Source organism: Microcoleus sp. T3_A4 (genome assembly GCF_036700465.1).
Lineage (GTDB): Bacteria > Cyanobacteriota > Cyanobacteriia > Cyanobacteriales > Microcoleaceae > Microcoleus.
In genome coordinates this window covers 140,374-154,179 of sequence record NZ_JAUBOY010000005.1, presented here as the reverse complement: position 1 = coordinate 154,179, position 13,806 = coordinate 140,374, and the positions used below count along the sequence as shown (strand labels likewise).

Sequence of the window (13,806 nt, the reverse complement as noted above, 5' to 3'; positions counted from 1 at the left end):
TTAACTAATAACTAATAACTAATAACTAATAACCGATCCCCCATGCCCCATGCCCCATGCCCCATGCCCGATTAGCACTGAGTAATAGCTTGCGGCTGTGAACTTTCTTCGGGAATATCCCAGCCGAGAGTTGCCGCAGCCATCGTCTCTAGGGGAAATTTGGGAGTGCGATCGGCATACAGCAAACCGTTAGCTTCTTGGTAAGTATCGGTCAACTGTGTGTAACAAAATCCACTGAACATTTCCACTTGGTTTACCACCTTCAGCAGCGCGGTGTAGCGCCTTTGCAGTTCCTTCGTGTCCCATGCGCGCACGTAGCCCCAAACCCTGTAAAAATCCGGGTTTTCGTGGCCGGCGCAGGCGATGCCACCGAATTCTGTCAGCATCATCGGCTGTCCTTGGTGCGGGTGGCCGTCTAGGGTGAGGATACGCCCGCCCGGACGCCCGCGATCGAACAAATCGGCTAGCTGGACTTCGGGCCCGTAGCGCTTAGCTAGGGTTTGCGGGTTGTTGTCATAGTCGTGAATCGCCAGGATGTCGGTATCGATGCTTTCCCAGCCGTCGTTACCGATGACGGGGCGAGTCGGATCGAGGGTTTTGGTCAAGAAATACAGCGCTTGCACGTAGTTGCGGTGGGCTGCGGCTTCGACTAAATTCGGAACTCCCCAAGATTCGTTGAACGGCACCCAGACTACGATACAGGGGTGGCTGGCGTCGCGGTCGATGACTTCTGTCCACTCCCGCGTCAGCCGTTGCACGGCTTTGGGAGTGAAGCGGTAGGCGCTGGGCATTTCTTCCCAAACTAGAAGCCCCAGCACGTCAGCCCAGTACAAAAATCGGGGGTCTTCGATTTTTTGGTGCTTGCGGACGCCGTTGAAACCCATTGCTTTGACTAATTCGACATCGTGGCGCAAAGCTTCGTCGGAAGGGGCAGTCATCATGGTGTCGGGCCAGTAACCTTGGTCGAGCACCAGTCGCAAATAGTAGGGTCTGCCGTTGAGCATGAAGCGATCGCGCTGGATGCTGACCGTCCGCATCGCGGTATAAGATTTTACCTCGTCGAGTAGTTTGCCGTCGGCCCACAACTGTACTTGAGCGTTAATTAGCGTCGGTTTTTCGGGGCTCCACAGCAATTCGTTGCGGTAGTCGTCGATACCAGGGTCTGAGAGGGCGATACGGCGGTGGATTTCGCCGTTGATGACTTCGTAGGTGTCGTTGACTAGCAGCAAACAGCCGATCGACAGTTTAACTTTAATCTGGATTCCCGACTGGCGATCGCCCGCGACAAACGCTTCAAAACCGATTTCCCAGCGTTCAAACTGCGGAGTCCAGCGGATGCGCTCGATATAAGTGTGAGGCACCAATTCTACCCAGACTGTCTGCCAAATCCCGGTCGTGCGCGGATACCAAATACTGTGCGGCTCTATTTGCCAGTCTTGCTTGCCGCGCGGTTTCTCCAAATCTTGCGGGTCGTCTTGGGCCCAGACTGTCACCCGCTGCGGCCCGTTGAGGTTCACAATTGCTGTAATGTCTGCGGTGAAAGGAGTGTGTCCGCCTTCGTGTTCTATGACAAACTGACCGTTCACCCAGACGCGGGCGCGGTAGTCTACGGCCCCAAAGTGGAGGAGAACTCTGCCTTCTGTGTGGGGTACGTCAAATTCGCGTTCATACCAGCAGTTGGCGTGAAAATTTGTGTCGCCGATCCCACTTTTTGCGGATTCTGGAGCAAACGGCACTTCTATAGTGTGAGTCCACTCAGAAATATCGATCGGCTGCACGCAGTGGCCCGCGTCATCGTAAGCAAACTTCCACTGACCATTGAGACAAATCCAGTTGCTCCGGCGCAGTTGGGGGCGCGGATAACCTGTTTTCCGTCCTTGAACAGTCACCTTACTATCAAGAGTTGCAGACTCTTCTATTTCACAATTTTCTAGTTCTCTACCTAACCAACTCATCGGCACATCTACCCAAAGTTATATTTATAGGTTAGCTACAATTACCACCACTTTGACAAGTTTTTTGCTGATTAATTTGCAAAAGTTCTGCCCATTAAAACAGCCTCATCTGAAGGCTCTCTTGTGCTGAAGTCATTAGTCAAAAGAAAAAAGAATAAACCAGGAAGATTTTTCCTATGCGCCACTCTCCCCCTCTCCCCCTCTTCCTCTAGCTAGCAAGACTTTGCAAACCTCCTAACGGTTCAGTTGGGTCACTTTTGAGATAAAAGTCTTCTGCAAACGGCAAACACTGAAATATTTGCTGTAGTCCCGTGAGTTCAAAGAGAATTCTAACTTGTTCGCTCATGGCAGAGATCAAAAGTATACATTCGCTGTCTCTCACTAATTTCACGATCGCCACTACAGCCATTAACTCGGAATTTTTCAGGAAATTTATTTTTGAGAAATCCAGCATCAGAATTTTGCCACCGCTTTCAATGAGGCGCTGTATTTCTTTCTGAAACTGAGCAAATTGAGAAACTTCCAAAACCTCATGAGACAAAACAATTTTAACTAGAACGTTCATTTTTACCTCAAAGCTTGTTTGAATTATTAAATAACTTTTGATAAAAACCTAGTAAGGTGCTCAATCAGCACCTTACCTTTTTACCAGGAACTCGCAACTTCCAGCTACTTGCTAACAGATTTGCCGTTGCCGTTGCCATTGCTGTTGCCCTGGTTGACAGCAGCGACTTCTAGAGAAGCTGCGGCTGGGCGATGGGAAACTCCATTGGATGAGCTTACATTAGAGGCAGAAGCGTTAACATTTTCTACCAATTCAATCACCGGCTTGGTAGTAATTTGTTTGTAAGTTGTCAGAGCTTGAGCGACCACTTGATCCATGTTGTAATACCTGTAAGTCGCCAGCCTTCCCACGAAAGATACTCCCGGAGTAGCATCAGCCAAAGCCTTATATTTCTTGTAAATTTCGGCATTTTCTGGACGCGGAACTGGGTAGTAAGGGTCTCCCTCAGCTTGGGGATATTCGTAGACAATGCTAGTTTTTAGATGCTCTTGTCCGGTGAGGTATTTAAACTCGGTGCAGCGAGTATATAAATGCTCGTTGGGGTAATTTACCACCGGTGCTTCTTGGTGTACGGCTACGTTCAGTGTTTCGTGCTTGAATTCCAAGGAACGGTAAGGAAGTTTGCCGTAGCAATAATTGAAATAGGAATCGACTGGCCCGGTGTAAATCATTTCTCCGTAAGGGATAAAACCCTCAATCTCCCGGTAGTCGGTATTCAGCATCACCTTGATGTTTGGGTGAGAAAGCATCTTTTCAAACATCCGAGTGTAGCCGTGCAGGGGCATTGCTTGATAGGTATCGGTGAAATAGCGATCGTCCCGGTTAGTGCGAGTGGGTACGCGCGCAATCACTGAGTTGTCGAGTTCTGACGGGTCCATGCCCCACTGTTTGCGGGTGTAGTTGCGGAAGAATTTCTCGTAAAGTTCGCGACCGACTTTGCTGACAACGACATCTTCGGAAGTGCGAATGTAATCTTTTGGTTCTGCTACTTTTGCGAAGAAATCTTCGACTTCAAATGAGGTGAGATTCAGTCCGTAAAGTTTGTTTACGGTGTTGAGATTGATCGGAATTGGCAGCAGTTGACCGTCAACACTGGCGAGGACTCGGTGTTCGTAAGGCCGCCACTCGGTGAAACGCGAAAGATACTCGAAAACAGGGCGCGAATTGGTGTGAAAAATGTGGGGGCCGTATTTGTGTACGAGGATGCCGTGGTTGTCGTAGTGATCGTATGCGTTGCCGCCGATGTGGTTGCGGGTATCAATTATCAGGACTGTTTTTCCAGCCTCATTTGCTAGTCTTTCGGCAATGACGCTACCTGCAAATCCGGCTCCGACGATTAAATAGTCAAACATTGAAACACCTCTGATTGTGGGTAAGGGTAAGGGTAAGGAATAATTGGTAATTGGACATACAGCGAGGAGTGTTGAGTGTTAATTTTTGAATCCGTAAAGTGTAACTCTTTCACTTCAACCTCAACATTCCTAACTTAAAACTTTCATCCGGTCTTCGGCTTTCTGCCGTTTCTCGTCGATCGCACTTTCGATCAACCCCAGCATTTCGCCCCAGGTATTGTCCCAAGAATTGTCTGCTAAAAAGGCGTCTACTTCGCTCAGCCACTTGGTGCGAACGTCCGAACTTTCGCTGAGGATTTCTTCGGCACAAGCAACGAATTCTTCAGAATTGCTAGCAATCCGAACCAAGCCGTTTTCTCCGTACGGCCGCACCACGTCGCGGATAGGAGTAGAAATCACCGGTTTGCCGGCAGCGAGGTATTCTGGAGTTTTCGTGGGACTAATAAACTTAGTCGATTCGTTGATCGCAAAAGGCAGCATAGCGATATCCCATCCGCCAAGATACGCTGGCAGTTGTTGATAAGATTTGCCGCCGAGATAGTGGATATTTGGGTGAGTTGGCAGAGTTGTCGGATCGATTTTCGCCACCGGGCCAATGATGACTAAATGCCAGTCCGGCCTTGCTTGGGCAATGCCCCCCAGCAGTTCGATATCCATGCGTTCGTCTATAACGCCATAAAATCCCAAACGCGGGTGAGGAATGTCTTTTTGATCCGTCGGTTCTTGTGAAAGATTCCTGGCTGTCGCAAAGTGTTCTTTTTCGATGCTGCTGGGGAAGGCGTGAATGTTTGGGTGCTGGTGCTGTTTAGCTTCGTAAAGGTTGTGTCCCCCGGTAAATACTACGCTAGCGCGCTTTAATAATTGGTTTTCATTGCCTTTTAAATCCGGGTGCGCGCCTTTGAATGCTGACAGTTCATCCATGCAGTCGTAGACTACAGCTAGCGGCTTTAAGTGGTTTGTGAAACTGACAGCCATTGGTGTGTAATACCAGAGGATGTAGTGGCTAATTTCGGCCGCTCGAAACAAATCATCTAGCATAGCTTGCTGAGCAGTTTGTGCTGTTGCTTCGCTGGTTCCTTCACTCAGGTGCGGTACTATTACCCAGACTCCGCTTTCGTGGATGCTGACATCAAGCCACCAATCTGTAGCCGCGCTAAACACAGGTTCTTCTACAAAGAATACGCGACGACTTTTGGCACAGCGGCTCAAGAGATGTTGCGGACGCTGATAGACAAAATTCCACCGCAAATGAGACAGGCAAACTAAATCTGGTGCATCTAAAGCCTCAGTTTTTGATAAGTTGGCGCGCAATGCGGGCGAGGCAGCGAATTGAGAGGGCGATTTGGCTGGATCTATAGAGGTAAATCGGATCTCCCATGCTCGATCTTTATTGCTATAATTATTGTTTACTGAGTTTTCTGGGGGCGACATATTAGCCTCTGGAATTTGTCAATGAAAATTTGTCAGTTAAAAGTGGTCAATAGGATATATTTCTCAGCCGTGTCTTACTAAAAGCCGCAAGCATAAATCTGAGAACTTTTATTGACGAGCAAGCGCCGCATTCAGTGAGCCAAACAAAGAAACTGTTTAGCTGCGGAAAAAACAGGCTTATCTGCTTTTTTCAGAATTGAAACTTGGAGATAAGTTAATATTGTTAGACTTGCTATTGTTGTTAAATGTAACCCAGTTTTTCTGCCCTAACTTCTATCTGAAGGATGACTTTTATCTCAGGAGACACCTAGCTTGCACGCTGGGTTCAAAAGCCGTTAAAATGCCGATCGACCTTGTAAAATGACTCTTAACTGGCAGGTATGGGGTGAAAAAAGAGCGAGTTTTATTGCTTTATTTGAAGATGAGAGAAAATTTGCCATCAAGTTTATGTTGCTTTTTGATTTGACAAACCTTGCTTTTTTTTAACTAATCCGATCGCTAATTTGGTAAATTTGTATCCTAATATACCAAGTTGCACCCGAGATTTCTGACTTCCGATAGATTAACAATTGACAGTTTATGCAGTGGGCTGAAACTCATCGAAGAGCACCTGTCTCAACAATAACAAAGAAACCAGGCAACGGCAACGATAAACCTAAGATTTTGCGCGAGTCTGTGCCAAGAAACTAAGGTGATGACATTTGTGTTGTGGGCGTCAATTTAACGTCGCGCCCACAGCACAAATGTCAATCATCCCTCTAAGGGCGGGTTCGCCGATATCTGCAATCAAACGCCACATATCGACGTAAACCCGCGACTAGAAAATAGCAGCAACTTTACAGTCGGCGGCTGTCAATTTTGGCGAGTCCCCCTCCAAAGGCAAAATCTTGCACCATCGAACTCTTTAAGAAATCGTGGGGAAAGCCCAATTCAATTGCACTTACTTTGTCTAACTGCTGCATTTGTTCGGGGGTTAATTCAAACTCCAAACAAGCGAGATTTTCCTGAAGTTGCGAGAGTTTGCGGGAACCCACAATCGGAATAACTTCGACTGGCTGTTGGATCAGCCAATTTAGGGCTACTTGAGAAGCAGGTTTGCCAATTTCGGCTGCTATTTTGCTAACTTCGTCAGCTATTTTGAGGTCTCGTTCGTTAATTTTTCCCGATTCAGGTGAATTCAGCCGTTTAGCTTCGCTGGCTGTTTCTGAAGTGTTGTATTTTCCTGTCAGCAAACCGGCTGCTAGGGGACTCCAAGCTGTGACGCCAATATCAAAGGCTTTTGCCATAGGGATCAAGTCGCGTTCAGGAGTTCGCTCTTTTAAAGAATACTCGATTTGCAAGCCGATAAATGGTGTCCACCCGCGCAGGTGGGCGATCGTATTTGCTTGAGAAATAATCCAAGCCGGCGTATCGGAAATGCCGATATAAAGAATTTTTCCGGCGCGCACCAAATCGTCAAAAGCGCGCATCACTTCTTCAACGGGTGTGGTAAAATCCCAAGCGTGCAGCCACAGCAAATCTATGTATTCAACTTGCAGCCGCTTCAAACTTGCCTCTACTGCTTGTACCATATTTTTGCGGTGGTTGCCGAAACCGTTGATTTCGCCATTCTTCATGTTGAGGCTATACTTAGTGGCAACTACCCATTTTTCGCGATCGGCTGCGATGAACTCACCGACATATTTTTCGCTAGTACCGTTGGTGTAGAGATTCGCGGTATCAATGAAATTGCCGCCCGCTTCTGCAAAGGCGTCGAACATTTTCCGGCTTTCGTCGTAGGAGCTCCCCCAACCCCACTCTTCCCCAAAAGTCATGGTTCCGAGGCAGATTTCCGAAACGCGAAGTCCGCTGTGACCTAGTAGTTTGTATCTCATGTCACCCTTCCGCTAGTTAGTGGTTGTTAACAGTTTAGATCGGGATTTCCCAAACTGTTGCCATCAGTCGGGGTGGCGGGCTTTTGTAATCTGTTAGCGTGGCGCTGAAGGTTGAATGTTTTGCCAAGTTAATCAAAATGTTGTAGCAGGGGCGAGACAGCATCGCCCCTGCGTTTAGTTTAAAAAGCGCGCAGGGGCGATCGTCTTACTAATGTATTTAGGATTACATTGCTAAATAAAAATACACTAAAAGTTAAAAATAAATATCTACCTTTAGATAGGTATTTTATGAAAGAAGTTAAATAAAAAATTGTTATCTTAAATATCAGAAAACCAGACAGAACTAAAGAAAAAATTAATGTAGCTAAATTAACTTTTTAGCGTTATAGTGATTTATAGATTACAAAAACTAGGTGACTCACTTGGCTGATATCGTTGATACCGCCGTTTCGGCTGGATCTTTTACAACCCTAGTTGCTGCTGTCAAAGCTGCTGGTTTAGTAGATACTCTCAAAGGCGCTGGCCCCTTCACAGTTTTTGCGCCTACTGACGAAGCTTTTGCTAAGCTTCCCGCAGGTACTGTAGAAGCACTGCTTAAGGACATTCCTAAGCTCACAAAAATCTTGACTTATCATGTCGTTTCTGGCAAAGTTATGGCCGCTGATGTGGTCAAGCTGAAATCTGCCAAGACAGTGGAAGGTTCAGAAGTGAAAATTGATGCTTCCAATGGCGTCAAAATCAATGATTCTACCGTTACAACAGCCGATGTTGCTGCTGATAATGGTGTCATCCACATTATTGATTCAGTCTTGCTTCCTGCGTAAGCACAGATTTAGATAGCGCAATACTATCTTGAGGGCGGTGGCTGTTGTTAGCCACCGCCCTGTTTTCGTTGATAGTGGAAAGTTAAATATTTTACGCAGCTCGATAATTAAAACTATTATAGAGCAGCGGGCATTGGGCGATCGCACTCAGCTTGAGTCTGCCCCCAATTTGTCCTTGCTGAATTTACCGGGAAAACAGCTTGTAGGCTAACTCCCACAGGTACTCTGGAAAAAATTTTATCAAAAAAATCACAAAGTGCGATCGACAGCGTTAGCAATTGCCGATAATTAGCGGCCCACTTATTTTGCACTCTGGGGCTGATTGCCGGTTGATGCGTAGATACCATGCTACCAAACCCAACATTTCTCCGAGAAACTGGGTTTACCAGGCCTTGTCCTAATTAAGATACAATAAGAGCCACAAAGAAAGTGCGATCGACATTATTTGACATTCAAGCTATGCAATCTACAACTCAGTCCGAAACAGAACTGGCGATGGACGCTCCCAAACACGGATTGCCCGTTACAATCATTACAGGATTTCTCGGCAGTGGCAAAACAACCCTGCTCAACCACATCCTGACCAACCAGCAGGGTTTGAAAACAGCAGTTTTGGTCAATGAATTTGGCGAAATCGGCATCGACAACGAACTGATTGTCACCACCGACGACAACATGGTTGAGCTGAACAACGGCTGCATCTGCTGCACAATTAATGAAGATTTAGTTAATGCAGTTTACAAAGTTCTGGAACGTCAAGAAAATCTTGATTATCTAGTAGTCGAAACAACCGGACTCGCCGACCCGCTGCCAGTAGCGATGACTTTTTTAGGCACAGAACTGCGCGACCTGACTCGTCTCGATTCGATAGTTACAGTAGTAGACGCAGCCAACTACAGCTTAGATTTGTTCAACTCTCAAGCAGCGTACAGTCAAATAGCTTATGGCGATATAATTATCCTCAACAAAACAGATTTGGTAGAAGAAGCAGATTTAGATTTGTTGGAAGTTAAGATTCGGGATGTCAAAGAAGGTGCTCGAATTCTGCGAACTGTAAAATCGCAAGTTCCCCTACCGCTAGTCCTCAGCGTCGGATTGTTTGAATCGGACAAATATTTCCAATCTGAAGAAACTCCTAGCAGTCACGACCATCACGACCATCACGACCACGAACATCACGACCATCACAACCACGAACATCACGACCATCACGACCACGGCCATCACGATCACGGCCATCACGACCACAGCCATCACGACCACTCCGACCATTTAGAAAATGACGGATTTACCTCCATTTCTTTCCAAAGTGACAAGCCGTTTTCTCTGAGAAAATTTCAATATTTCTTAGACAAACAACTGCCAACAAATGTGTTTCGCGCGAAAGGAATTATGTGGTTTGAAGAAAGCCCTAAACGGCATATTTTTCACTTGAGCGGGAAGCGATTTTCGATGGATGACGACGAGTGGAAAGGTGATCGCAAAAATCAGCTTGTTCTCATTGGTCAGGGTTTGGATACCGAGACTTTGCGATCGCAACTCGAAAACTGTCTTTGTATGCCTTCAACCAATCGTGGCAAAGGTTTTGGGAAAAACTAAAGGTTGAAAATTAAACAGAACAGACGTGCGCTGGCTAGAAACCAGGTTTTTTCATCGAGACTTCGCGGTTAAAACTTATATCTTGCACCACTCTCAATTAGCCTTTTAGGAACAGGCTTTCCGGCCTGTTCCACAATAAAATATACTCTTTGTGGAACAGGCCGGAAAGCCTGTTCTTGAGTAGGGTGCAAGATATAAGTTAAAACCAAGATTTATCCGAGAAACCAATTTTTTTTTCATAATTCCTATTAAAAAGGTAAGTTGACCTTTTGATTTTTAGTTTTAAATTTAAGCATTTCTAATTTCCCATGCGAGTCATCATCCAGCGAGTCAAATCATCTCAAGTCGAAATTGACGGTCAAATTGTCGGCAAAATTGGCTGCGGACTTAACTTGCTTGTAGGTATTGCAGACACCGACACCGAAGCAGAACTCGATTGGATGGCTCGGAAATGCCTGGAATTGCGTTTGTTTCCCGACCCGGCCGGGGATACCGGGCGCTGGGACAAGTCAGTACAAGACATGGGCGGCGAGTTGCTGGTTGTCAGTCAATTTACGCTCTACGGGGACTGTCGCAAAGGTCGGCGACCTTCTTTTGACCGAGCCGCAGCTCCTGAACGAGCCGAAATTTTTTATGATAAATTTGTCCAAAAGTTGCGCCAAAGCGGCTTAAAAGTCGAAACAGGCGTTTTTGGAGCGATGATGCAAGTCTCGATCGAGAATGACGGGCCGGTGACTTTGGTATTAGAGAAAGAATCAGGGTGAATTGTGTGTAAACAAAGCTCTCTGTGCTTCTTTTTGATTCCTTCTTCCTTCTTGAATAAGATCAAATTTTCAGATTAACCGGGTTTCCTAACTGCTGTTGCGTAGGTTCTGAAGACATTGCAGTTAGCTACACTCTGCCAAGTCTCGATTCCACAATCTCTAACGGCCAAAACCGCCTCAAATAGCCAGTTATTAGATTGTCCACTCAGCGGCCTGGCAGCACCCTCCATTTTCCTCGCGATCGCCACACCAAAATAACAGCTCAGAATGCTTGTACAGTAAGGCTTTAACGGCAATAAAATCAATCTTCCACAGCCAGCGCTTAGAATCAGATTCAGCAGCCAAAAACTGTTGCATGAGAGAGTGGAACACTGGCATAACTACGGTTATCTCTACTTCCGTAACATTCAATGTATAGAGAGTTGAATCAGCACAGCAAGCGAAACCGCCAGCAACTGCCGCCTCACTCTCTGACAAATGTCCTCGCACACCCGCTGTGCCCTACCACCCGATAAACGCCATGACTGTCAAAACTGCCACCACCGTCAACTGCAACACCGCTTCTGGCTTCAACTGCATTCCGGCTACCTCCAGCGAACCAAACGCCGAAGTCAATACTGTTCCCAGCATCGATATCCTCGCTTTGGCTGACTTCGCTCTCAAAGAATTGCAAGCCGAAATGAAAACTGCCAGCCGCAGCGCTCAAGCAGTGGCGATGCGGATTGCTAAGGAAGTCGAACGGATTTGCCAAAAGAGCGATCGCATCCAAATTTCCGGCGAAGTTGAAGCTTGGCAAATCACCTTGGCTGAGCACCGGTTGCAAAAAACCCTGCAATATTACCGCCTCGGTTCCAAGCAAGGCCGCGTCGAACTGCATTCTCACCTCGCGGCTATGATTTACCGCCATGTTGCTTCTTTCCGATCGAACTTGAACTTCCAAGCTCGCTACAACATGATTGAAGACTTTTTGCAAGGCTTTTACATCGAATCTCTGCGAGCTTTCCGCCGCGAACACCAACTCGATGTCACCTACCAGCCCCGCACGCAGCTAGAATTGGCTGAGTACATGGCTTTTACCGAACACTACGCCAAGCGCCAAATCGGCTTGCCCGGCCGCAACCGCCAGCGCCTGATCGTGTTGCGCGCTCAAGGATTTGCTAAGGGCCAACCTCCCGAAACAGCGATCGACATTGAAATGGCTGTAGAATCGGGCAAGGGAGAAGATGCGGAAATGTACAGCCGCTCTCCAGCGCTGCAACAAGTGCGCGAGCAAATGGTATCGGAAACTGTCGATCCGGCTGATGCTGTGCTGCGCGATCGAGTAGTCTCGGAATTAATCGCCTATCTGGAATCGCAAAATCAGCCAGAATGCGTGAATTACTTAACTTTAAAATTGCAAGACCTTTCGGCTTCGGAAATTGACCGCGCGCTCGGTTTGTCTTCCCGCCAGCGCGACTACTTGCAACAACGTTTCAAGTATCACGTCGAAAAATTTGCCCGCACTCAAAATTGGAAACTCGTCCACGAATGGCTGGGTGCTGATGTCGATCAAAAGCTGGGAATGACTTCGGACAAATGGGAAGCATTTCGCGCTCAACTTGCGCCCGAAATGCAGCAACTGTTAGAAATGAAGCGGAATCAAGAAAGCGACAAGGCGATCGCCACCGCGCTCAAATGCACTCCCAAACAAGTCCAAAAACGCTGGGCGCAAGTGTTGGAGCTGGCTAGCCAGACTCGCAACAGCAACCAAGCTTAAGTGGTACTCAAATATGAATGCAACTGTTTTCTTGAGACTGGAAAATGCGATCGGGTGCGGCACCTGTACAGGACTGCCCGCCCCGGCGTCCGCTCTCAAATCAACAATCGCTGCTACTAAATTATCGCCGCTTTTTGGCAAATTCAATTTATTAAAACAACATTACTTTTTTGAATATCTTTCGTTCCCTGGTTAGGCCGGGGAATTTGTTTTTATTAGTTATTACTCATGAGTTATCAGTTATGGAAAATTGCTGGCTGAAGAGGCGGCATTGCATATATTCATAATAATATTTAAACATAGGGAGTAGTATAACAAAGGCAAAGTTGTTCAAAGTTCAAATTGCGAAACTTGAGGGAGCGGAAGATGGATAAAAAATGAGAATTCATCTATCCAGAGACAGAAAAAAATTAAAATAAATATACTCATCGTACTATTCTGTTTTATTTAATACTTCATAAGAAGGAAGCATCAAATTTGAGTTATATCTAAAATGGAGGCATAAGTTGATGTAGATAGAAAGGGAAGGATTCCTATGTTACTTTACAAAATTGAAGATTTTAATCCCCACTACCGCGAAGCGGCTTTTAATGGCGAAGATATCAAAGGCCTGGATATCTATGCTGGAAATACAGATGAGAAGATTGGCTCCATCGATACCGCGCTAGTTGATGAGACAGGACGTTTCCGATATTTTGTTGTTGACACAGGTTTCTGGATTTTTGGCAAGAAGGTATTAGTTCCAGTTGCTCTTTGTCGAGTGGATGTTGATGCAGAGCGCATCTACGCGACGGGTTTGAGGAGTAAAGACCAAGCAGAAAGACTACCCAGGTATGAGGATGGGATGGTAGTTGATTACGATTATGAAGAACAAGTGCGGGGTGTTTATCGTACTCTAACGGTAGAAGGGTCTGCACCTGTAGAAGCATCATTGCCTTTAGAGGCATCTGCACCAGTTTCTATGCCGCGTTCTGTCTCTAACCAAGCTAGCGCTGCTGGTTATGACCGCAACACCTACACTTACGAACAAGAGCCTCAATTGTATCAGATGAACGAGCGCGAGCATCACAAATTCCGACTCTACGAAGAACGACTGGTTGCAGAAAAAAGCCGTCACAAAGCTGGCGAGGTAGCAATTGGCAAGCGAGTAGAAACCGAAACGGCACGAGTTTCAATTCCCACAGAAAAAGAGCGAGTTGTAATTGAAAGTATAACTCCAGGAACGGCAGGTGCACCCGTAAATCGGGATACTCCATTCCAGCAGGAAAAGGTGATGCGTATGGAAGTTTACGAAGAAACTGCTGAGCTAAAAAAAGAAGCTTTTGTGCGCGAAGAAGTTAACATCAGGAAAGAAGTTGAAACGGAGATTGTTGAGGCAACGGAAACACTGCGTCGTGAAGAGTTGGAGGTGAAGAGGGAAGGGCGTTAGAGTGCGAATGAATTGAACAAGGTTTTGTAGTGGCGCTGTCTTCGCCCACATGAGCTGGGTCAGCTAAAAAGCTGGTAGGATACTTTGTTTTTAGGATGGTTTGGTCCAAGGGGTGCGGCAGCGATTTTCTATGCCATGCTGGGGCTACGTAAAACGGGATTAGAGTTAGCTTGGGTCATTAGTAGCCTAATTATTTGCGCGTCAATAATCCCCCACGGCTTTACTGCTGTGCCGTTGGCGAAAGCTTATGCTAAAAG

Annotated in this window: 12 protein-coding genes; 5 read left to right on the top strand and 7 right to left on the bottom strand. The window is 46.6% G+C overall.

Translation table 11 applies throughout. The features are described from left to right. Positions 1-71: 71 nt before the first annotated feature. The 5 genes from QUA07_RS04620 to QUA07_RS04600 form a co-directional block, all read right to left on the bottom strand. Positions 72-1,955 carry a glycoside hydrolase family 2 TIM barrel-domain containing protein gene (locus tag QUA07_RS04620; RefSeq protein ID WP_333322969.1) on the bottom strand — a complete coding sequence of 628 codons (1,884 nt, stop codon included), beginning with the start codon at positions 1,953-1,955 and terminating at the stop codon, positions 72-74. 208 nt (positions 1,956-2,163) lie between these two features. Next, positions 2,164-2,520, bottom strand: coding sequence for an STAS domain-containing protein (locus QUA07_RS04615; protein WP_333322967.1), 357 nt, complete (start codon positions 2,518-2,520; stop codon positions 2,164-2,166). A gap of 104 nt (positions 2,521-2,624) precedes the next feature. Next, complete coding sequence (glf, locus tag QUA07_RS04610) at positions 2,625-3,872, bottom strand: UDP-galactopyranose mutase (protein WP_333322965.1); 1,248 nt, start codon at positions 3,870-3,872, stop codon at positions 2,625-2,627. 129 nt (positions 3,873-4,001) lie between these two features. After that, on the bottom strand, positions 4,002-5,303 hold the full coding sequence (locus QUA07_RS04605) for a glycosyltransferase family 1 protein (protein ID WP_333322963.1): 1,302 nt from the start codon (positions 5,301-5,303) through the stop codon (positions 4,002-4,004). 836 nt (positions 5,304-6,139) lie between these two features. Next, positions 6,140-7,177: an aldo/keto reductase gene (locus tag QUA07_RS04600; protein ID WP_333322961.1), complete on the bottom strand. Its 1,038-nt coding sequence runs from the start codon at positions 7,175-7,177 to the stop codon at positions 6,140-6,142. A gap of 422 nt (positions 7,178-7,599) precedes the next feature. On the opposite strand from QUA07_RS04600, the gene QUA07_RS04595 reads away from it, so the two are divergent. Then, positions 7,600-8,001, top strand: coding sequence for a fasciclin domain-containing protein (locus QUA07_RS04595; RefSeq protein ID WP_333067889.1), 402 nt, complete (start codon positions 7,600-7,602; stop codon positions 7,999-8,001). Positions 8,002-8,117: 116 nt separating this feature from the next. Here the strand turns inward: QUA07_RS04595 and QUA07_RS04590 are convergent, their stop codons facing one another. Continuing rightward, entirely contained in the window at positions 8,118-8,348 is a 231-nt protein-coding gene (locus QUA07_RS04590) for a hypothetical protein (protein WP_333322959.1), read from the bottom strand. A gap of 112 nt (positions 8,349-8,460) precedes the next feature. On the opposite strand from QUA07_RS04590, the gene QUA07_RS04585 reads away from it, so the two are divergent. After that, the gene (locus QUA07_RS04585; RefSeq protein WP_333323039.1) at positions 8,461-9,600 is read left to right on the top strand and encodes a GTP-binding protein; all 1,140 of its coding nucleotides are present in this window, start codon (positions 8,461-8,463) and stop codon (positions 9,598-9,600) included. A gap of 308 nt (positions 9,601-9,908) precedes the next feature. Beyond that, positions 9,909-10,364, top strand: a complete 456-nt coding sequence (gene dtd, locus QUA07_RS04580; protein ID WP_333322957.1) for a D-aminoacyl-tRNA deacylase — start codon at positions 9,909-9,911, stop codon at positions 10,362-10,364. Positions 10,365-10,556: 192 nt separating this feature from the next. Here the strand turns inward: dtd and QUA07_RS04575 are convergent, their stop codons facing one another. Further along, the gene (locus tag QUA07_RS04575; protein WP_333322955.1) at positions 10,557-10,841 is read right to left on the bottom strand and encodes a hypothetical protein; all 285 of its coding nucleotides are present in this window, start codon (positions 10,839-10,841) and stop codon (positions 10,557-10,559) included. A 43-nt stretch (positions 10,842-10,884) separates the two neighbouring features. Here QUA07_RS04575 and QUA07_RS04570 point away from each other — a divergent pair, with 43 nt between their 5' ends. Continuing rightward, positions 10,885-12,120: a HetZ-related protein gene (locus QUA07_RS04570; RefSeq protein ID WP_333322953.1), complete on the top strand. Its 1,236-nt coding sequence runs from the start codon at positions 10,885-10,887 to the stop codon at positions 12,118-12,120. Between the two features lie 535 nt (positions 12,121-12,655). Continuing rightward, positions 12,656-13,549 (top strand): DUF2382 domain-containing protein, encoded by an 894-nt coding sequence (locus tag QUA07_RS04565; protein ID WP_333322951.1) that lies wholly within the window; start codon positions 12,656-12,658, stop codon positions 13,547-13,549. Positions 13,550-13,806: the final 257 nt, after the last annotated feature.